Origin of the sequence: Belliella buryatensis (assembly GCF_900188245.1) — a bacterium.
Lineage (GTDB): Bacteria > Bacteroidota > Bacteroidia > Cytophagales > Cyclobacteriaceae > Belliella > Belliella buryatensis.
The window spans coordinates 25,155-48,209 of record NZ_FZOK01000017.1 but is presented as its reverse complement, the minus strand read 5'-3'; the positions used below and the strand labels follow the sequence as shown (position 1 = coordinate 48,209).

13 protein-coding genes are annotated in these 23,055 nt (G+C 37.5%); 10 read left to right on the top strand and 3 right to left on the bottom strand.

What is annotated here, in order from left to right; all coding sequences use genetic code 11:
* The first annotated feature begins 26 nt into the window (after positions 1-26).
* The 10 genes from CHB66_RS15570 to CHB66_RS15525 all read left to right on the top strand — a co-directional run bounded on the left by CHB66_RS15570 (position 27) and on the right by CHB66_RS15525 (position 12,995).
* A complete protein-coding gene (locus CHB66_RS15570) occupies positions 27-4,088 on the top strand; it encodes a response regulator (protein WP_089242343.1) in 4,062 nt (1,353 codons plus the stop codon).
* A gap of 6 nt (positions 4,089-4,094) precedes the next feature.
* Positions 4,095-4,907, top strand: a complete 813-nt coding sequence (locus CHB66_RS15565; RefSeq protein WP_089242342.1) for a CheR family methyltransferase — start codon at positions 4,095-4,097, stop codon at positions 4,905-4,907.
* A 5-nt stretch (positions 4,908-4,912) separates the two neighbouring features.
* The gene (locus CHB66_RS15560; protein ID WP_089242341.1) at positions 4,913-5,485 is read left to right on the top strand and encodes a chemotaxis protein CheB; all 573 of its coding nucleotides are present in this window, start codon (positions 4,913-4,915) and stop codon (positions 5,483-5,485) included.
* Complete coding sequence (locus tag CHB66_RS15555; protein ID WP_089242340.1) at positions 5,478-7,331, top strand: PAS domain S-box protein; 1,854 nt, start codon at positions 5,478-5,480, stop codon at positions 7,329-7,331. The genes CHB66_RS15560 and CHB66_RS15555 overlap by 8 nt, the downstream gene beginning before the upstream one ends.
* 1 nt (position 7,332) lies before the next feature.
* A complete protein-coding gene (locus CHB66_RS15550; RefSeq protein ID WP_170932508.1) occupies positions 7,333-7,758 on the top strand; it encodes a response regulator in 426 nt (141 codons plus the stop codon).
* A 1-nt stretch (position 7,759) separates the two neighbouring features.
* The gene (locus CHB66_RS15545; RefSeq protein WP_089242338.1) at positions 7,760-9,238 is read left to right on the top strand and encodes a sensor histidine kinase; all 1,479 of its coding nucleotides are present in this window, start codon (positions 7,760-7,762) and stop codon (positions 9,236-9,238) included.
* Between the two features lie 70 nt (positions 9,239-9,308).
* The gene (locus CHB66_RS15540; protein ID WP_089242337.1) at positions 9,309-11,048 is read left to right on the top strand and encodes a PAS domain-containing sensor histidine kinase; all 1,740 of its coding nucleotides are present in this window, start codon (positions 9,309-9,311) and stop codon (positions 11,046-11,048) included.
* A gap of 93 nt (positions 11,049-11,141) precedes the next feature.
* The gene (locus CHB66_RS15535; protein WP_089242336.1) at positions 11,142-11,576 is read left to right on the top strand and encodes a response regulator; all 435 of its coding nucleotides are present in this window, start codon (positions 11,142-11,144) and stop codon (positions 11,574-11,576) included.
* A 1-nt stretch (position 11,577) separates the two neighbouring features.
* A complete protein-coding gene (locus CHB66_RS15530; RefSeq protein WP_089242335.1) occupies positions 11,578-12,594 on the top strand; it encodes a PAS domain S-box protein in 1,017 nt (338 codons plus the stop codon).
* Complete coding sequence (locus CHB66_RS15525) at positions 12,591-12,995, top strand: response regulator (protein ID WP_089242334.1); 405 nt, start codon at positions 12,591-12,593, stop codon at positions 12,993-12,995. The genes CHB66_RS15530 and CHB66_RS15525 overlap by 4 nt, the downstream gene beginning before the upstream one ends.
* On the opposite strand, the gene CHB66_RS15520 is transcribed toward CHB66_RS15525, so the two are convergent.
* The 3 genes from CHB66_RS15520 to CHB66_RS15510 form a co-directional block, all read right to left on the bottom strand.
* The gene (locus CHB66_RS15520; protein WP_089242333.1) at positions 12,981-13,295 is read right to left on the bottom strand and encodes a helix-turn-helix domain-containing protein; all 315 of its coding nucleotides are present in this window, start codon (positions 13,293-13,295) and stop codon (positions 12,981-12,983) included. The genes CHB66_RS15525 and CHB66_RS15520 overlap by 15 nt on opposite strands.
* A gap of 347 nt (positions 13,296-13,642) precedes the next feature.
* A complete protein-coding gene (locus tag CHB66_RS15515) occupies positions 13,643-14,584 on the bottom strand; it encodes a PorP/SprF family type IX secretion system membrane protein (protein WP_089242332.1) in 942 nt (313 codons plus the stop codon).
* A gap of 90 nt (positions 14,585-14,674) precedes the next feature.
* Positions 14,675-22,696: an MBG domain-containing protein gene (locus CHB66_RS15510; RefSeq protein ID WP_170932507.1), complete on the bottom strand. Its 8,022-nt coding sequence runs from the start codon at positions 22,694-22,696 to the stop codon at positions 14,675-14,677.
* Positions 22,697-23,055: the final 359 nt, after the last annotated feature.

Sequence of the window (23,055 nt, the reverse complement as noted above, 5' to 3'; positions counted from 1 at the left end):
TTTTTAGGTACTTAGCCCTAAGTACTATGAAAACATTCCATGACCTATCTATAAAGGCGAAATTGTTTTTCCTCTTATGCCTTTTATCCATTCCATTGGTCTATTTCACAACAAGGCTCCTTTGGCAAGAATACCAAGCTACACAGGTACTATCACGATCTAGGCAAAACCTAGAAGAGGTACAATTGATCACTGATTTGTTGCAGGAAATGGAGTCAGAATGGATATCAGGCTTTGATCATTTCCTGTCTTCCAACCCTACTTTACTACAAAAACTCAATTCAGAGATAACAAAGACAAACACCACTTTTCAAAAACTAGTCAAATTTGGCCGATTGACCAACAACCAAGTGTCAGAAACACTTATAATAAATAATCTTGAGCTCATCAGAGGCGACTTTAGATCCAATGACTCAGGTAAAAATATCTTGCAAATCAGGGAGTCTTTCAATCAAATTACCAATTTGTTGATTAACGAAATAGATGATTCTGGTAAACAAGCCGAAAACAAAGTAGTCAAACAGAGGATCAATGAAATATTTCACATATCCAGTGCAAAGGAACAACATGCCTCTATTCGCTTTTTAATAAAATCACTCCTACTTTCAGAAACAAATCAAACTTCCAAATTAGCTAAACTCCAAGCAGCTAGTGACCTTTTTGATTACCACATTTCAAAATTCAAATCAAGTATAAGTAGTGACGAACTTGAAATATTTCACAATGTTTTTTCAGGAATTGCTGTAGATCAATTTATTGGAACAAAGAATGAAATCCTATCCAAATCTAGTCTAAATACTGTTCTCTATTCAACTGAAGAATGGACTGACATATCCATCAATGGTTTTGACAAACTTTTTGAATTTGAGACGACTTTTATTGATGAAGTGATTCTGGAGGTAGAATCAATGATTAGCAAATCCAAAACGCGTTTCAATTTGATCTTAGTGACATCCATTTTGGTGTTTGGCCTTACGCTTTTATTTGCATTTTACCTGACTAGATACATCGCTAACAACCTCATAAAACTCACCAAATCTGCCGAGCGAATTAGTCGTGGGGAGATAGAAATCTCACCTTTAAGAACGAGTAATGATGAATTAGGTAGACTTTCCCTTTCATTCAATGCTCTCATTCAAAATGCTCAAAATTTAAGTAATGCGGCTTTAGCAATCGGTAATGGTGATTACGAAACAACTATACAAGTCAGAGGAGATCAAGATAGATTAGGGAAAGCGCTTGTACAAATGAGAGAAAATCTCCTCAAGCTATCATTAGAAAACCGGAAAAGGACTTGGCTTCTTTCTGGAAATTCTGAGCTGAATGATACCATCCGAGGTGACAAAGAACCTAAACAACTAGCTGAAGATGTAATTACTCAAATCTGCAATTACCTTCAGGCTAATATAGGAGCTATCTACCTCTATGAAGCAGGTAACTTCAGTCTCTTTGGCAGCTTTGCATACATACCAAAATCGAGCGAAAACAATCAATTTGAATTAGGAGAAGGACTCTTGGGCCAAGTAGCGCTAGAGAAAAAGCCTATTATCATCAATGATATCCCTTCCAACTATATCAAAATCAAGAGTGGATTAGGTAATGCTATTCCAAATAACCTCCTACTCTACCCAATTATATTTGACGAGCAAGTACTTGGAGTTGTTGAATTGGGTACATTAAAATCTTTTGGTGAAGAAGAGCTTCAATTGATGCTTATGATTGGAGAAAATCTAGGCATTGCTTTCAATTCAGCATTTTCTAGGGAAAAAATGCGCGATCTATTAGAAGAAACACAAAGGCAAGCTGAAGAACTGGAGACCCAGCAAGAAGAGCTCAGACAAACCAATGAAGAGCTGACAGAGAAAACAGAAATGCTCCTCCGGTCCGAAGCAGAACTCAAGACCCAACAAGAAGAACTTCAGCAAACTAACGAAGAGCTAGAAGAAAAAGCCAATCTCCTCCAAGAACAAAAAGAAAGACTTGAAAATGCAACCAACGAGCTAGAAACCAAAGCTCGGGAATTGGAGATTACAAGCAAGTACAAGTCTGAATTTTTGGCTAACATGTCTCATGAATTGCGGACACCACTCAATAGCATCTTGATTCTTTCTCAGCTGATGGCTGAAAACAAGAATAATCAACTAGCAGAGAAAGAAGTTGAGTTTGCCAAAAACATATACAGTTCAGGAACTGACCTATTGTCCTTGATCAATGAAATTCTGGATCTCTCAAAAGTTGAAGCAGGCAAAATGGAATTGGATATTGAGCAAATTGATATATCAGAAATTTCTAGAGACCTGAAGACTATGTTTGTAGAAGTAGCGCAAAGCAAAAATATAAACTTTGAGATCAAGGAATCATTAATTGATATTCATTCAGTTCAAACTGACCGGTTACGCCTGAATCAAATATTAAGAAACCTGCTATCAAATGCTTTTAAATTTACCCCAAAAGGTGGGAATGTGGCAATCGAAATATCACAAACTAGAGGGGCCCAAAAATTCAGGAACAAAAAACTTCAAAAATGTAAAAATGCATTCGTCTTCAAAATAAAAGACAATGGTATTGGGATACCTGCTGAAAAGCTAGGAATTATTTTCGAAGCATTTCAACAAGCTGATGGCAGCACCAAAAGACAATATGGAGGAACTGGATTAGGGCTATCTATCAGCAGAGAATTGGCCTCAGCGCTTGGAGGTGAAATTGAAGTCGAAAGCATTTCTGGAACAGGAAGTATTTTCACCCTATACCTTCCAGAAAATTTCATGCAAACCGAAGATCTCCAAAACGTAGATTCTCCAAGCTTTGAAAAGTCAAATCGAACTCAGGATTCTCAAAATCAACTTGCCTCTCTACCTACCTTGGATGAAAAAGAACACAATATTGAAGATGATAGAGAAACTATAAAAAAAGAAGATCGGGTAATCTTGATTATGGAAGATGATCCAATTTTTGCAGAGACCCTTTTGGAATTTGTTCGCAGTAGAGGATTTAAGGGCATCATAGCCACCCAAGCAAACAAAGGGGTAAGCTATGCCTTAAAGTTCATGCCTATGGCAATTCTGTTAGATCTCAAGCTCCCGGATATCAGTGGAGAGGAAGTCTTGAAAATGCTTAAAAATAGTCCTGAACTACGTCATATCCCAGTACAGATTATCTCAGGACAAGACAAAAAGATTGAGACGCTAACAGCTGGTGCCTTTGATTTTCTCAAAAAACCAGTTGATCTTCCTTCATTACAAAAGGCATTTGACAAGATTGAGGATTTCTATAAGCGGAAAGTAAAAAAACTTCTCATTGTAGAAGACAATAGCAACCAAAACTCAGCGATCCAATCTCTTATGGAGGATCATGATATTGAGATACATACAGCATTTACAGGAGCAGAAGCCTTACAACATTTCGACAACCATCGTTTTGATTGTATGATCATTGATCTTGGTTTACCTGATATAAGTGGGATTGAATTGATAGAGCAAATCAGGAAAAAACATACCATTAACCAAACCCCTATTATTGTCTACACTGGAAAGGAACTTAACAAAGAGGAGCATCAAACATTGCTCAAATTGGCAAATAAAATAGTCATCAAAACAGTTGAAAGCAATGAAAGGCTACTAGATGAAACCAAGCTCTTTTTGCATCGTGTAGAATCCAAGCTTCCTAAAGAAAAGCAAGTTGCCTTCAGGACACTTCATAAAAATGATGAAATACTGAAAGGTAAGCATGTGTTGGTCGTAGATGATGATATTCGAAACATATACTCGCTTACCAACTTGCTTGAAGAGGAAGGAGTCATATGCCATACTGCCGAAAACGGAAAAGTTGCGGTAGACATGTTAGCTCAGCTAAAAGATGTAGACTTGATCCTAATGGATATCATGATGCCAGAGATGGACGGCTATGAAGCCACCAAAGCCATCAAAAGCCTTCCCAAGTATTCGAAAATACCAATCATTGCTTTGACAGCCAAAGCTATGAAAGGTGATCGAGAAAAATGCCTCAATGCGGGCATGTCTGATTATATTTCAAAACCTATAGATATAGATCAATTGCTTTCCTTAATGCGGGTTTGGCTATACAAGTAAGATGATATGGAAGTAGAAGAACATCAACTTTGGGGTTTTTTAGAAAAATTGTATTTGAATTTTGGTTATGACTTTAGAGATTATGCACGGGCTTCATTAAAAAGAAGAATCTGCCATTATCTACAACTCAAAAAAATCAATTCTCTTCATGAACTCTGGGAAACTATAGAATCCAATGAATTGGCTTTAGAGCAAATGATTCAAGAGATCTCTGTTACTGTTACTGAGATGTTTCGAGACCCTACCTTTTTCAAAAGTCTCAATAAGCATGTGATTCCGAGACTCAAAACTTACCCCTTTTTCAAAGTTTGGGTGGCAGGATGTGCCACTGGAGAAGAGGTCTACACCATTGCCATCATTCTGAAAGAAGCTGGCTTGCTTGAAAGGAGCATTATCTATGCGACTGATATCAATCAACATTCGTTAAAAAGAGCTTCGGATGGAATTTTCCCAATAGATTCCATGAAAAACTACATAGCTAACTATCAGCAATATGGGGGCTTAGGAGAATTTAGCCAATATTATTCTGCCAAATACAATGCGGTAATGATGAATAAAGATCTCAGCAAAAACATCGTATTTGCACCTCATAACCTTGCCGTGGATCATGTTTTCAATGAATTTGAACTGATCATTTGTAGAAACGTCTTGATCTACTTTAATCAAAATTTACAAAACAAGGTCATCAACCTATTTTACCAAAGTCTATGTGATTTTGGATACCTGGGATTAGGTAGTAAAGAGTCGCTGCTGTTCACTGACAAAAGAAAAAACTTCGTTGAAATAGATCGAAAAGAGAAATTATTTATGAAATCATAAAATTAATGAAATCATTCAGGATCATATTGATTGGATCATCTGCAGGCGGCTTACAAGCCATCATGCAGATCCTTCCGGAACTTTCAAAGGAATATCCAATCCCTATTATCCTAGTACAACACCGTGCAAAAGAGCCTAAGGACTTGTTAGAAGAAGTTTTACAGCATAAAACCAAACTTAAAGTAAAACAAGCTGATGAAAAAGAAAAAATTCTTCCTGGTCATATTTATGTCGCTCCACCTGATTACCATCTTCTAATAGAGCAGAATGAAACCTTTTCTTTGAGTAGCGATGAGCCCGTACAATATAGTCGACCATCAATAGATGTGCTATTTGAATCAGCCGCTTCAGTCTATGGAGCAAGTCTATTGGCTATCATACTTACAGGAGCCAATCAGGATGGGACTCAAGGACTGAAAGCAATAAAATCAAAAAATGGATATACAATAAGTCAAAATCCAAAAGAGGCCACATTCCAATTGATGCCAGAAAGTGCCATTGCATCAAATACCATAGACAAAGTCCTAAATCTCAATGAGATCAAGCAATTTTTAATCAACTTATCTAATCATGTATAAACCTGTCAAAGAAACCATTTTAATAGTGGATGATAAGCCAGGGAATATCCTTGCCTTAGAATCACTTCTAAACACCACAGATAGGAGGATTCTACATGCTCTCACTGGCAATGAAGGATTGAAGCTCGCATTAGACCAAGAAATTGATTTGATTCTATTAGATATTCAAATGCCAGAAATGGACGGCTTTGAGGTAGCTCAAATCTTGAAAACGAATAAAAGAACAAGAGAAATACCCATCATTTTTATTACTGCTGAGATCATTGATTCAAAAAATATTCTGAAGGGTTATGAAGAAGGGGCTGTAGATTATTTGACCAAGCCACTAGACCCACAGCTTGTCAAAGCAAAAGTCAATGTACTTCTCCGGCTTCAGGCTCAAAAAAAAGAACTGATAGAAAAAAATTTAATTCTTGAAAAATACAATCTCCTAATTAACAATTCAGCGGATATGATTGGAGTGATTGATCGAAAATCCTTAAAATTCGAACAAGTCAACCAGGCTGTGGAAGAAATACTTTACTACAGCGAAAAGGAGTTATTAAAATATGACCTCTTCTATCTTCATGATAAAAACAATCACCAGCATTTAAAAAAACTTAGCCAGCAGGAAGGAGAACTAATTAATTTTGAAACTTGGATTTTCACAAAAAAAAGAGAACAAAAATGGTTGCATTGGAAAATCAGAATCAAAGGTGAAAAGTGGTTTTTCAATGCCAGAGACATCACCGAAATCAAAAAGAACCAAAGAATTAGAAGCTACCTTGCCACTGTAGTAAAGCAGTCTAATAATGCTATATATATATCTGATTCTGATGGCAATATCATCTCTTGGAATATCGGTGCAGAAAAGATCTACGGGTACTCCGAGCGAGAGGCTTTAAAAATGAAAATCTGGAACATCATTCCTGATATCATCAAACCTGAGGCTAGTCTTTTGATGCAAAAAATTCTCAAAGGCGAAAGAATCCTTGACCTGGAAACTAAAAGGATTAATAAGTTTGGCAAATTGATTGATGTATTGTACTCGGCAACACTTTTGGACGAGGAGAAAAAAAGTACCGAATCCTCTATTGCAATCACCGAAAGAGATATTACACAGCAAAATATAGCAGAAGAAAGGATCAAAAAACTAAATCAAGACCTTCAAAATAATGTAGCACAATTGGAGTTTTCTAATCAAGAACTCGAATCATTTTCCTATTCAGTATCTCATGACTTAAGGGCGCCCCTCAGGGCACTTTATGGATACGCACAGATCATAGAAGAAGACTTTGGTATGGAGCTCAGTAATGAAGCTCAGAAGTATCTAAACAATATCAAAAGAAATGCCCAACGAATGGGAGTATTGATTGATGATTTATTAAATTTATCTCGGCTAGGAAGAAAAGAAGTTGATAAAAATAGAGTTGATATGCTCCGAATTGTAAATGAAGTGATTGATTCAGTAGATATAAAAATTAGAGAAAAATCAAATATTCTAGTAGATCAACTCCCTTCTGCACTTGTGGATTACACACTTTTCAGACAAGTCTGGGAAAATTTAATTTCTAATGCTATCAAATATTCTAGCAAAAAAAATCAACCTGCAATTCATATTTATGCGGAAGAATCAACTGATGAAATCACCTATCATATAGAAGATAATGGCGTGGGGTTTAAAATGGATTATGCTGACAAGCTTTTTGGTGTTTTCCAGCGTTTACACAGTGATCAAGAATTTGAAGGAACAGGAGTAGGTCTTGCCATAGTTAAGCGGATCATCAACAAGCATCATGGGAAAATCTGGGTTGATTCTCAAGAAGGTATTGGGACAACATTTTCATTCACCTTACCAAAAAACTAAGATGGAAGCGATAGATATATTATTGGTCGAGGACAATTCCAGTGATGCAGAATTGAGTCTGAGAGCTATTAAAAAATATGATCAAGATCTCGCTGTACTTCATTTGGAGGATGGAGAAAAAGTACTTGATTTTATAAAAAATAGTAAAGAGCAATCTGTCATTAACTCACTCAAATTGATTATCTTGGATCTAAAGATACCAAAGATCAATGGTATAGAGGTTTTAAATCATTTTAAAGAGTCGAGTAGGTTCAAAAACATCCCAATTGTCATGTTGACCTCCTCAATGGAAGAAAAAGACATTGAAGCTGCTTTCAATAAAGGTGTCAGTAGCTATCTAGTCAAGCCTATGATCTATGAAGAATACATCAAGATGATTCATGAAATGCTACAATATTGGATAGATTATTATCACAATTCCAAATAGGATGAATAAGTTAAGAATTTTATACCTCGAAGATTCACAAGATGATATCAATTTGGTCAACCGAGTTTTAGGAAACTCTGATTTAGATTATGAATTAATCACCGTAGACACAAAAGCAGAATTTGAGAATTTTTTAAACTCTGAAAAAGTAGATACAATTCTTTCTGATCACACCTTGTTTCAATTTAATTCTAAAGATGCACTTCGGATTTTTAAAGAAAAAAATCTGGATTGTCCATTTATATTAGTTACAGGCACTGTTTCGGAAGAATTTGCAGTAGAGATATTGAAAGATGGAGCTGATGATTATGTCCTGAAAGATAGACTTCAAAGGCTTCCAACGGCAATCGATAATGCGCTAAGAAAGAAAGGAGGCGAAAAATCCAAGAATAGAGTCAATTCTGAAAATCAGCTCATTTTAGAGCTGCTGAATAATGTATCTGATGAAATTTATGTAATGAATTCAGAGACTTTGATCTTTACTTATGTCAACCAGGGTGCCTGTAATAACCTTGGTTATTCTAAAGAAGAGCTTCTTGAAATGACTCCATTTGAACTCAAGCCAGACATCAGTAGAGAGAAATTCTCAGATCTCACCTTACCCATGCTTCTGGGTGAGGTAGAAACGGTAAACTTTCAAACAGTACATAAAAGAAAAAACGATACTATTTACCCAATTGAGGTAGTTCTTAAATATCAACAAATCAATGGTCATTCTTATTTTGTAGCTACTGCAAGGGATATTACTGAACACTTAGCTACTGAAGAAAGACTCAAAAGACTCAATATTGAGCTCAAAAACTCTAATGAAGAATTAGCAAAGTTTGCTTCAGTAGCATCACACGATATGCGTGAACCGCTCAGGATGATCAAAAGCTTCTTGGACTTGCTAGAACGAAAATACGGTCAAGAATTAGATGAAAAAGCAAAAACTTACATCCATTATGCCGTAGATGGAGCAGAAAGGATGACAGCCTTGATCAATGATTTACTGACTTATGCGCGCATAGATGGAAATGAAAGCCAAATCAAAAATGTAGATTGTAACGAAGTTCTCAATGAAGTAGTAGAACTTTACTCCTCAGTAATTAAAGAAAAAAACGCAAATGTCCAATCAGGAATGCTTCCAACCATTCGTGGAAAAAAAATTCCTATCAAGCTAGTTTTTCAGAATTTAATCAACAATGCATTGAAATACCATGCACCTGAAGTAAAGCCCGAAATTAAAATTAAGGCCGAAGCTTTGCCAGATCATTGGTTATTTTCCATAAGTGATAATGGAATTGGCATAGAGAAAGCCTTTCATGATCAAATATTTCAAGTTTTCCGAAGACTACATCCTAAAAATGAATATGGTGGCTCTGGCATGGGACTTGCTATAGCTAAGAAAATAGTGGAGCAACACCTAGGTGAAATCTGGGTAGAGTCGGATAAAGGTAAAAACAGTACCTTCTTCTTTACAATTTTCAGAAACCTCTAATTCCTTGTATCAGGCGCATTTTAACATATCGCCAATTCCCTCACTAATCATCAGATATGAATCAGATGAGATGAAAATAATGGCTTGCAACGAGGCTTTTTGCGAATGGGCTGATTGTAATGAAAAAATATCAAATCTACGGACAATCGCTCAAGCTTTTGCGCATCATGTTTCAAGCAAACAACTTATAGAATTAGAACACCTATTAGAAGTGGTGTTAGAAAGAGGTAAAACCAGATTTTTCAACTTTATCAAGAATACAGCTCAGCTTGAAGAGTTTAGGATTGAAATAAGAAAATTAATAAATGGTAAAAATGAATTAGCCCTTTTCCTCCAAGCTGTTCACCCTAGTGGTAATAAATTGAAATCAATCCTCAACCATATTCCAACAGCAATTATCGATGTGAATTTGGATGGAAAAATTTTAGGCTGTAATCCTATCACTTTAAACACATTAGGATCTGATAATTACGCGGATATATTAGGTGTCAATATTCTCAAATTCTTCCATGAAAGTGATAGACCTGTCGCAAGTGAAATCATCAAGCAGATAGGACAATTTGAGAGGCTAGAAAGAGAGCTAAGAATCATAGACCTCAAAGGGAAAAAGAAATGGCTTTCTATTACAGTGGCACCACTGAGTAATAAAGAACAAAAAATCATCTCCATCCTAAGTATAGCTAAGGATATTACAGAGGAAAAAAAGGCTTTGAGAGCCCTTAAAAGAGAAAAAGAACTTACACAAACTTTGATTAACAATGTCCCTTCCCTCTTTTTTCTTTTTGATCAAAACGGAAAGCTACTCAAATGGAATGGCTACACAGAATTAGCTACTGGGTATTCTAATGATGAATTTTCTCAAATTCCCAATGTCATAGATCTTATTGTAGATGAAGATAAAACTAAAGTTAAAGAGGCTATATTAAAAGCATATGAATTGGGCAGCTACCAAGTTGACGCCTACCTACAACATAAAACAACTGCTTCAAGTCCTTACCTTTTCAAAGCCAAACCAATAATCTATCATGGACAGCCATGTATCATTGGAACCGGTGTAAATATCAGTACAAGGAAGGAATTTGAAGATGCACTATCCGCAAAAAATCAAGCTTTGGAAAGGGCTAATCAAGAACTTAATGCATTTGCTTCAATGGTCTCACATGACCTGAAAGAACCCCTCAGAATGGTGAAAGGCTTTATGGAGTTGCTTGATAAAAAATACAGCGATGATCTTCCACCAAAAGCCAAGCAATACATACAGATATCCAAAGACAGCGCCATCAAAATGCAGGATTTGATTAGTGAAATGTTAAATCATGCTAGATTAGGTTATGCTGATCAAGCCATGGAGACTTTCAATCCAGAAATCTTAATCAGTGAAATCAAAGAACTACACAAGGCTCAAATTGATGAAAAAAATGCCAAGTTTCTTGTCTACCCACTGCCGATGATAGAAGCCTCTAGGACAGCTATCAAAATTGTATTTCAAAATTTGATCGGCAATGCCTTGAAATACTGTAATGACAATCAATATCCTTTGATTAAGATTGCAGGCAATGACCTAGAAGATTATTGGGAATTTACTGTGACTGACAATGGCCCTGGAATTGCAAAAAAAGATCAGGAACTGATATTTCTCTTGTTTACAAGAACAAAAGCCTCAGTTAAATATGAGGGAATAGGTATGGGACTTGCTACATGCAAAAAAATCATCCAACAACATGGTGGGAGCATTTCTGTAGACTCAGACCTTGGTAAAGGGGCTAAATTCACCTTTACCATCAAAAAGTCACCTGAAATGTTCAAGTAGGTTTACGATAAGACAAACTTTTTAGTATATTCGGATAATACAATAATTATTTAGCATTTGGGTAAATCACCTAGGAAAGCTATTAATAAATCTATGAAAAATGTCCATATTCTGTTGGTGGAAGATAATGATGGTGACATCCTATTAACTTTGGAAGCACTAGAGGAAGCCAAAATGAAAAACTCAATCAGCGTAGTCAAGGATGGTGAAAAAGCCATACAATATGTAGAGAAATTTGGTGAATATAAGGATGTGATCAGCCCCGACTTGATTATCTTAGATGTCAATCTTCCAAAACTTAATGGACATGAAGTGTTGCAATATTTTAAGAAAAGTGAAAAGCATAGACATATTCCGATCATCATGTTGACTACCTCTTCTTCTCCTAGAGATATCAATGAATCTTACAAAAATCACGTCAACTGCTATATCACCAAACCTATTGAAGTTGATGACTTTATCAAAGCAGTAGTAAGCATTGAGAATTTCTGGCTGTCCATCGTCACTTTACCTTCAAAAACCAACTAAAATGAATGAAAAGGAAGAATTGATGCGCATATTAGTCATAGAAGATAATATGGGGGACTTCCTACTCATTTCCGAATATTTGGAAGAAGAGTTCAATTACTTGGAAATCGAGTGTACCAGTACCTGCAAAGAAGCCCTTACTAAAGATACTTCTATATATGACGTCATTCTACTAGATCTAAGTTTACCTGATAAAAGTGGAGAGGAGTTAGTAACAGAAATCCTGAAATTTGCGGAAAACAAGCCTGTAATTGTTCTCACTGGCTATTCTGATAGAAATTTCGCGATTAAGTCTATTGGTATGGGTACAGCTGATTACCTTCTAAAAGATGAACTTAAGTCAGATATTCTCCAAAAAAGCATTGCATATTCCATAGAGCGTAAAAAAGTATTCAACCAACTAGAGGATTCCGAAAAAAGATATCGAGAGCTTTTCCACCTAAGTCCGCTTCCTATGTATGTATTTGACAAGGAAACATTCAAATTCCTCGATGTCAATAAAGCGGCAATTTCACATTATGGATTCAGTAAAGAGGAGTTTTTGAATATGACTGTATTCGACTTTCGACCTGATTCTGAAAAGAAAAGGGTACAAGAAACTATAGCACAGAATGAAGACTTAGAAGGAAAGAAAAATCCTGGTGTTTTCAAACATTTGAAAAAAAATGGGGAGTTGATCGATGTAGAAATCAGTTACAATGACCTTGATTTTGAAGGAAAGAAAGCCCTATTGGTCTTGGCCAATGACGTAACACTCAAATACCAGTACATAGATGCTATTGAAAAGCAAAATGAAAAGTTGAAAGAAATAGCTTGGATTCAATCACATGTTGTAAGAGCTCCTTTGGCAAGACTGATGGGCTTGGTCAACTTGATTAAAATGACTGATGACAACGATCCTGATATAGACAAAAACGAAATGATGCAACATATCCTCAATTCTACAGAAGAATTGGATAAAATCATCAGAGATATCACAAATAAAACTGAGCAAATAAATATAGATTCCTTGAAATGAAATACGATATTTTAATAGTGGATGATGAAGACATCATCATCAAACTCGTCAGGCATCTTTTGGTAAAAAGTGGGCTTCACCAAGACCCTAAAGGGTTCCTGTCAGGTCAGGATGCCTTGAGCTTTTTGAGTGATCAAAAAGATAGTAAAGAACCCCAAATAATTTTATTGGATATCAACATGCCTGAGTTTGATGGTTGGGACTTTTTGGAAACTATCCCAACTATGGATTTAAAATTCCCCATTTACGTAGTCATAATTACTTCTTCCATTAACAAATCTGACCGACTTAAAGCAAGTCAATATGATTTGGTAGCAGGATATATAGAAAAACCTGTAAGTATGAAAAACATGGAAGAGATCAAGGCCTTGGATCGTTTAGCTTCTCTATTTGATGTTTGACAATAACTTGAGATAGATTTCAGGAGATTGACCTAGATGATTTTTGAAGTCATTTAAAAATGCAACTCTTGAACTATATCCAACCAAAGCTGCATATTTCTGAACTCGATAAACATCCTTGTGTCTCTGTATAAACTCTATTGCTTTTTTGATTCTAAATTGATTTAAAAATTGCCTGAAACCTATTTTCACAGAGTCATGAATGATTTTAGAAAGTGCTCGGGGACTTAGCCCGAGCATTTTTGCAAAAGTGTATAAATTCAAATCAAAATTCTTGTAATTACTGTTTTCCTCTAGCATTACATTTAAATCATGCTCTTGGATATTTTAGGTTTCTGAAATCATTGCTTTTTAAACTTCAATCCTAACCTTATTTATATAACTTTCATTCACCTCTATATTTTCCCAAAAAATGCTATGTTTCAACAAATATTTGTGTTTTTACGGGACTTTTCTAAAACCTGGTAGGTATCTATATCAAATGCTACCTCTCTAAAACCTGCCAGATTTCAAACGATTACTTTTATCATTCCGATCTTTTTTTTAAATCTGGCAGGTTTCTAATACTACCTCTCTTTCTAAAACCTGTCAGGTTTTAAACAGTAACATTTATTTTGACTAATCTTATCTAAAACCTGTCAGGTTTCTTACCAAATCAACACTTCTCTCCTATCTGATCTGATATTCTTCCTGAACAATGGAATTACTGCCAAAAACTCGTGGGTGGTATTTGGAAGCAAGTAGGATTTATTCATCGGTAACTCATAAACATAGCCAATGCGCATCATTGGAAGCAATACACCTAATTGAAAATTATTGGCGTAGTCGACTCTATGACCTGCTCCAAGCCAAAGCTTATCCATCATCAAAACCTTGAAATTCAATTCAATGTTATCTGGTAAATCTGACTGACTCCTGTACATAAAATTGGTCGCGATAGCGAGGTTTTCAGAAATTGCATTTCTGTAGCCTGCTTGAACAATGCCCACTCTTGGCTTTCTTTCCATAAATACATCACCTGAATTGATCGCTCCTTGATTGACATGATGCATGGCATAGGAAATGTAATAATTCGGATGGGTCAGTGCTAAACCAATGTTGAAGTCCATTACCTGCATATTGGCAAAACCATTCAAATATTGATTGATCTTTGGGTCATTGGATTGTTCTGTAGTCAGGTTGTTTCCATCCAGTCTTACATTATTGTAATTCACACCCATTCCTAGCCTTAAGGATGTCTTTTCCGCTATCTGAATTCTGGATGCATAAGAAGCGATTAGCTCCGTCTCGGTAAATGCTCCATATTCGTCATGAAGGATATTGAAGCCCAAGGCATTTTTATTTGGATCAGTACCTTTAGCAAAATCTGCAATATCAAATTCCAAAGATCCCACGTAAGTCATCGGGGCACCTTCGAACCCTGCCCATTGATTACGGATCAGTCCTCTGAAGTTAGAGCCCTCATAGCCTGTTAAAGCTGGATTGAAATAGCTCTGCATGTGGCTGAATTGAGATACATATTTTCTAGATTGAGCAAAAACTGAGGAACTCAAAGCCAATGCTAATAAGAATGTTAATAATTTTTTCATAGCTTATGTTTTTAAAGAGGTGAAAGGTTCGAGATTAAAGGACAAAGGAGCCCCCCTTTTTCCTTTAACCTTTTCCCTAATTCCTGTTATTTATTTCCTAAATAGATTCAACATTCCTTTTCTTACCTCTCCTGTTTCTTTCACTTCTACTGTCCAGTAGTAAGTACCAGTAGGCAACTCTATGTTTTCAAAGGTTCCATCCCATCTAATGTCTGGGTTTTGGGTATAGAATAATCGCTTACCACTTCGTTCAAAGATTTGGATCACCACACCTGAGTAGAATCTTAATTCAGCAACTCCCCAAGTATCATTTACATTGTCTCCATCAGGAGTGAAGGAATTGAAGATTTCAATATTGCTAACCGATGTCCTATTTCTGATAATGGTAAATTCCTTTTCAAGAATATTTCCGTCTCGGTCCTGTACGCGAATCAAAATCTTAAATTCTGTTCTACCATCTGCCCTTTCTGCTGAGTTCCAGAATAAGGTTCCGCTGTTGATCTGGAAAAACACATTGTCAAATGCCATATCCGCTAGTGAAATATCATGCTGATTATCGATTGGGTCGATTACGGTCAGGTTACCCACTGCGATAAAGTTCTGTCCAGCATCCGCCTCAAAACTGTTGTTGTCAAGTAGAATATCCTCTGGTGCTGGCTTAGGAAGAACAGTCACCACGATCTCAACTGTCAACGCTTCCGTATTCAGAATTCCTGAAGGTAAATTAATCGTTGCCGTTAGCTGATATTCTCCATTCCTGAAGACATACAAGGTTTGTAAATCCCATATGATCGGTAATGCTAGGAATTGACCATCAGTTGTAATTACTGTGACTGTGGAAGGTAAACCTGGATAAACTCCCCAAACTGTCTCGATTGGAGCAGGCTGCATGACCGCTTCAATCACCGCAGGGATAATCTCAAAATCTGCACTTTTATATACAATCTGATAGTTCCCTCCAGCTACTAAGCTTCCAAGATTGATTGGGTAAATGCCAACAGCTTCACCCACATCCCTTATCAAAGTACCAGTCAATACTTGTTCATCATCACCAGCTGCAAAACCTGTTGCAGAATAGCTCAATACCGGATCAGCCGTTCCAAAGATTTTAGACTGCCCTTCATTGGCTGTGATCGTCAGAGTAGCTTGGATTACTTCCAGTTCTCCCTCAACTAAGGTGATATTATAATTAGCATCTGCACCACCGCTCAAAGTGATAGGATAAGTTCCAACATTAGAATCTGTATTAGCTATGGTGCTAATACTAGGTTCAGTAGTTACTTGTGTATCTCCATTTACTAAACCTAAATATGTAATGGTTAGAGAAGGATTCGCTTGGCCATAGACCTTTTTCTTATCCGCTGCGGTAATTATAACTGAAGCCGGAGTCACTTTTAACTCTGCACTCAGGGAAAGCGTCATATAATTTAAGCCGCTTATGCTAGCTATTACGACTTTGCTCCCAACATTTGTTAAGCTATTGTTGCTGTAAGCAACTGAAGTCCCTGATGGAAGTTTTCCTTTAATAGCAAGTGACATGGAGGTTCCGTCATATACGAATATGCCATCCTTTAATTCAACTCCTGTTACTACTGCTGGGGTAATCGCTAAAGTCGCTGTCAATTCCAATGTAATGTAGTTAGCACCTGTGATTGTTGCAGTCACCGTCTTGCTTCCAACATTCACTAAGCTATTGTTGCTGTATGTTATCGAAGTTCCTTCAGGAAGTTCTCCTGTAATAGTAAGTGACTTGGAAATTCCGTCATATATATAGCTATTCTCCATCAAATCAACTCCAGTTACTGTTGCAGGTACGATGGTAAATTCAGCTCCTTTGAAGGAAATTTTATAATTATCATTTGAATTAAGATCTCCTTGGTTGATGGTATAAGCACCTACAACTTCTCCAGCTACTCTTACCAAAGATCCTGTGAGTACAGATTCATAATCATTGCCTTCGAAACCTGTTGCCTTGAAAGTCAATGCAGGATCGTTGGCACCATAGACTTTGCTTTGTTCTGGGTTGGCCATCACAGTCAAAGTTTTGGTAGTGATACTGAAATTATCACCTATAAAATCAATGCTGTAGTTTTTCCCAGCCGAAATTGTCCCTTTATTGATGGCATAAGTGCCTACATCTTCTCCAGCTGCTCTTGCTAAAGTTCCTGTGAATATGGACTCATCGTCACTGCTTTCGAAACCTATTGCCTTAAAGGTCAATGCAGGATCATTGGCACCGTAAACTTTGCTCTGGTCTGGGTTGGCCATCACAGTCAAAGTTTTGGTAGTGATATTGAAATCAGCCCCTGTGAATTCGATACTGTAGTTGTCGCCAGCTGAAAGTGTTCCCTGATTGATGGCGTAAACACCAACATCTTCTCCGGCTGCCCTGGTCAAGGTTCCCGAAATGATAGATTCATCATCTTCGTTTACAAAACCAGTTGCCTTAAAGGTCAATTCAGGATCATTGGCACCGTAGACTTTAGCTTGTTCTGGGTTGGCCATCACAGTCAAAGTTTTGGTAGTGATATTGAAATCAGTCTCTGTGAATTCGATGCTGTAGTTATCGCCAGCTGAAAGTGTTCCCTGATTGATGGCATAAGCGCCAACATCTTCTCCGGATGCTCTTGCTAAATTTCCTGTGAATACAGACTCATTGTCACTGCTTTCGAAACCTGTTGCATTAAAAGTCAATGCAGGTTCTGCGGTACCATACGCTTTTCCCTGGTTTAAGTCCGCAGTGACAATAAGGGCAGCCTTATTCACTATTAAAGTTCTTTCAATAGGTTCGGCAGCAAAATATTGTGATGTACCACTTTGTGAAGCTATAATTGTTGTCGTTCCAACTTTCAAGATCGTTGCTTGATTACCTGATATACTGACTATTGATGGATCTTCAGCCGTATAAGTCACAGCCAATCCCTGATCAGTTTCTGTATCTCCCAAAGTAAAAGTGGCATCTCCATAAGTCTTAGGGTCAATTTCAGAGAATGTAATCGTTTGATTCAATTTGTTGATGGTGGTAAATTTCCAGGTATTGGACTCTGGGATAAAACCTTCAAATACATTTCCTGCCTGATCTTCAACAAACCCAGTAGAAATACCTACCGTAATATCGGTATTAAAAGGAAGGCTGATATCAAGGTCAATTGAAAGACTTAAATGATCACCTGAAATGCCTATTTCATTACGATCCGCTGGTACGGAAAGGTCATATTGCCTTAGGATTGTAGAACCATTATTAACAGTAAGCATGCCTGTATTTCCCAATACTACCTCCTCATCAAAAGTAATAAACAAGCTTGGTTGGAACTCCACATCAGTTGCGTTGTGAGTAGGTGCAAATGTGGAAACAAGAGGGGCTGTTTCATCAGTGACTGTAATGGTAAACTCCTGATCAGTAAAGCCTGCATCATTTGTAGCTCGGAGAGTAACCGTATGGTTACCAACGTCTGATTTAGCTGGAGTACCTGTCAATACATTCCTTGTCTGAAGACGGTAAACTTCATTGGTGTTGACTTTTGCATATACCAAAAGACCACTAGAACTTAGCGATAAACTCCAAATATTATCTGAAGCACCCATAGACACTACTTCAAAAGAAGAAAAATCAGAGCTGTATTTTCTTATACCTCCATTATCCATTGATATGTAAAAATTACCGCTATCGTCTGTTTTGATGGAGGTTGGTCCCGTCGGTAAGTCTGATAAAACTGTAATTAACTCAATTCCATCATATTTCAGGATTGAATTAATTTCGAAAGCTGCAAAAAATAAATTATTGTCATTATCAATTGTCAATCCAAATGGACTATTTGAAAACAGATCACTCAATACAACTGAAACTTCTTTGGTAGTCTCATTGATTTTTAAAATCTCACTTGAAGGATAATTTGCAGCATAGATAAAGCCATCTTTATCTATCAAGGAGATTACTCCACCTGGTCTTGTCAAGAAAACCTCTTCGACAGCTGACGGATTATTCAACGGCACTCGAGTGATAGAATTTGTAAAATTATTATTTCTTGAAATATAGAGGTACCCATTAGCAATATGCAGTGAGAAGACATTTCCAGGAATTCCTGACCTCCAAGAAGTGCTAGTACCATCTGGGGTGATTTTAAAGATCTGAGTACCATCTGTTAGAATGGTATTGATATTTCCATCATTGTCCGCAGCTGTACCTCTAAGTCGAAATCCATTAGGTACCGTCCCCGCTAGAGACGCAACACCGGACTCACCTGCGCTGAAACTTAACCATGCTGGCATAGTAGGTGAACTGATTGTTGTTTCTAAATCACTCTCTACCGACCCTTCAATAATATAATTGTAAAATTCGCCATAGGGAATGGTCGTGATCGGAGAACTTGTGAAGATAGGCGCTAAAGGGGCAGTTTGAGTATCAAAAGACAAGTCCTCACCATAAGCTGTTCCGATTGAATTGGTAGCATATGCTCTCACATAAATCGTAGAACCAGCCGGCAGTCCAGTCACAGTGCCTGAGAAAGTGCCAGTACCAGATTCCATTTCAACTTTAGTGTCTGAAATGGTCGGATTGCTAGATTGGGACCATACTATCCCTCGATCAGTCACTGCTGCTCCACCGTCTGAAGTAATTTCCCCACCAAGTTTAGTAGAAACTGTAGTCACATCAAGAGGTGTAGCTGTCGTCAATTCAGGTAAAGTGATTTGAACCAAACCGGGAATAGGGTTGACTTCAGGTTCAGATTCAGGCTCATCATAGTTTAAATTTTGCAGGTATGGATAAGAGATGTAATCACCAGCTTCGATTTTCCAGATTCCGGTAGTAGCATTGAAGTCCCAATTTGCATCTGTAAAAGTCGTCAGAGTTTTCATTTCGGCTGTAGACTTTCCAGTTCCGCCAGCACTGGATAACAGACCTGAGGTTTCGGTGTCCCAGAAGCAATTTTGCGCACGTCCGCCATTATCCATAAAACCTGTAAAACCCCCTATATCTGAACCAGAACCTGTTACTTTTCCTACAGAGTAGCTAGTATTGATCGTTCCTCCATCGTTGTTTAATCCAACAAACCCACCAAGATGAATTCCGGAGGAGAAGACTTCAACGTCTGTGTAGGAATTATTTAGAGAACCTCCACTATGTTGTCGCCCGGCAAGTCCCCCAACTTGGTTTACCCCTGAAACACTCCCTTTCACATATAACTTGGAAAAATTTCCGGCTATTTTTGAACCGATTAAACCTCCTACGAAATCTTTCCCAACAATGGAGACATCAATAAGTCCTAAATTATTTACATGGCCTCCTTCTGTTTCAGAAAATAGTCCCACATAATCTGTTTGGGGTCTATTGATTATTAGCCCCTTTATGAAGTGATTTTTCCCATCAAAGCGACCTGTAAATTTTCCAAATGGAATCCAGCCTTGATTGTCATTTGCTGTGGCTGAGGCATAGGTCTCGTAGCCTGATGAAGTTTCGTTTATATTATTATTAAGGATATAATAACCCACTAAATTCTCTCTGATGTTGTGTAGATGTCTCCAGTCTTCAATCTGGTAAGGATCTTCTATAGTTCCTGCTCCTCCTGCAAAAAGTGCAGGTATAGCAACTGAACTGCTCGCCGTTCCCGCTCCTGCGGCATTGACTGCACGAAGCTGAATAGTATAGGAAACAGTATTGTCAATACCGGTGATGGTAAGGGGTGAGATGGTTTGGACTGGATCCAGTGGCACCCATGTGTCTCCTTCGTTAAGTGAATATTCGTAGTTTATAATAGCACTTCCCCCATCCGAACCAGCGGTGAAGGTTATCTCTATCTCGCCATTTCTTTGAATAGCGGCGAGATCAATTGGGGCAGATGGGGTCGGTGGTGGATCATTTGAATTTTTCAAGACCACAAACCTAGCCGTTGGTATACCATTGATTGAGGTAAAGGAACCCCCTGCATAAAGGTAATTAGCGGAAATTAGAACAATATTCACTGAAACGGAAGCGACGGTGGAACTGATATTTTCTGCATCCGCAATCCACAGGGGATCGACAGCCCCATCCGTATTATTAAGTTTGGCCAAATTAACACGGGATACCCCTCCAATGGTGGGAAAAGATCCACCCACATAAATATCACTCTCAGAAATAGCAATTGAATTAACAACATTGACAGTGTTGGCAGCATTTGGATTCCAAATGGGATCCGCAACCCCTGTCGTATTGTTTAATTTAGCAATTCGGCTACGGGCCAGTCCTCCCAAAGAATTGAAAATTCCACCCACATAAATATCATCTCCCGATACAGCAATTGAAAAGACCTCATTGCCAAAAGTACTACCTGCATTGGGATTCCAATCAGGATCTAAAACTCCTGTTACTTTATTTATTTTGGCGATTCTGTTTCGGATTTGGTCACCTATAGTAGTAAATACTCCTCCTAAATAAATATCGCTTCCCGATATCGCTATAGTACGGACAGTACCGTTAGCAATAGGATTCCAGTCAGGGTCCAATGTCCCTGTTGTTTTGTTTATTTTGGCAATTCTGTTTCGGGTTTGCCCCCCTATGGTAGTAAATGCTCCTCCCAAATAAATATCGCTATCGGCTATTTCTATCGTGTTGACATCACCATTAGCATTGGGATTCCAATCAGCATCAGCATCTCCTGTGGTATTGTTTACCTTTGCCAATCGGTTGAGGGACTGACCTCCCACATTTGTAAATCTTCCCCCCAAATAAATTTCGCTTCCCGATACTACAATCGTATTGACAAAATTGTTAGCATTTGGATTCCAATCAGGATCTATCTCATTGGTTATTTTGGAAATTCGAGCGACTCGATTCCTAGCTATATCTTTCAAAACATCAAATCTCCCACCAAAAAAGACATCGCTTCCAGATATCGCTATGGAATTTACAGTATTGTTAGCTTTTGGGTCCCAATCAGCATCTGAAGTTCCAGTGGTATTGTTTAACTTCGCAATTCGGTCCCGACTTAGCCCACCGACCGTTGTAAAGGTTCCACCTACAAAGATATCACTTCCAGATATTGCTATCGAATTGATAACCCCTCCAGAATCTGGATTCCAAGTAGGATCAACTTCTCCCGTTATCTTGTTTAATTTGGCTAAACGATTGCGTGTTTCACCTCCGACTGAGGTAAAATTTCCTCCCACATAAATAGCATCACTAGCTATAGCCATATCAAAGACCGTATTATTTGGATTTGGGTTCCATGTGGCATCTGCAGTACCCGTAGTCTTGTTTAATTTGGCTAATCTATTATAGGATACTCCTCCGATTGAGGTAAAAACACCACCCAGGTAAATATCATCACCGGAAATAGTAATTTTTTGAACTGTATTATTTGGGTTTGGATCCCAAGAAGCATCTACTGCTCCGATAGTATTATTCAATTTGACTAATCTGTTACGGGTTAATCCTCCTACCGAGGTAAAAGATCCACCCACATAAATATCACCATCGGAGACAACAATAGTATTGACGGCACCACCTGTAATGTTTGGATCCCAATCGAGATCAACCTCTCCTGTTGTCTTGTTTAATTTGACTAAATTATTACGGGTTTGTCCGCCGACCATGGAAAACGATCCACCCACATATATATCACTTCCTAATACTACAATAGAATTGACTACAGCGCCGCTTGACATTTTTGGATCCCATTCGAGGTCTAATGTTCCATCGCTGAAGATATGAGCTATCCCCAGCCTTGGTAATCCGTCAACTACCCTAATCAACCCTCCAATAAACCAACCGCCTGAACCGTCAGGAACCACTACGTTTACATTTCGATCAGCTAAAGGCTGATCAACTGTAACTTGATCATTTGTTGTAGAGATTTTTGCAAATCTTCCGGGTCTAGCACCACCAACTGATGTAAATGTTCCCCCGATATAAAAATAATTGTTATCCTCAGCAATGGCTGAAACAATACCATTATTCACCCCAGGCTGCGGGACAAGGGTTTGTCCTACAAGAGGTGAGTGTAAACCTATCAAAATAGAAAGAAAACATCCAAATAGGACATATATTTTTGAAGGAATAAAAATAGGGACTATTAAACTGGATCGTAGATTCAATGTCCGTATCAACTGTTCGGATTGTTTTGCTTTTGTCATTTTATAATTTTTCGTAAACCGTGATTTCATAATGAAAAAATTTAGAGAGTGTAAATGTTGGGTTTTGATTATTAGTATCTCAAAGGAGCCCAATTCACCTCTGTTTTTCAACTTTTATATGTTTCAGTTACCGTTTTTGAAACGTGAAGGCGAGGAGATTCAATTAAGTAATTGTGAAATACAAAAAATAACATCAGAAAAATCCACGAAAAAATGGAACATAAATTCTTAAATTAAACATTGTTCTTTTTCTCAAGTTTTTAAGTGCAACTATCCTAAAAAATCTAATCGCATTTACCCAAAACTAAAAGATATTCTCTTGACACTATTTTTAGCTTCATCCATTTTTATTTCAAGGA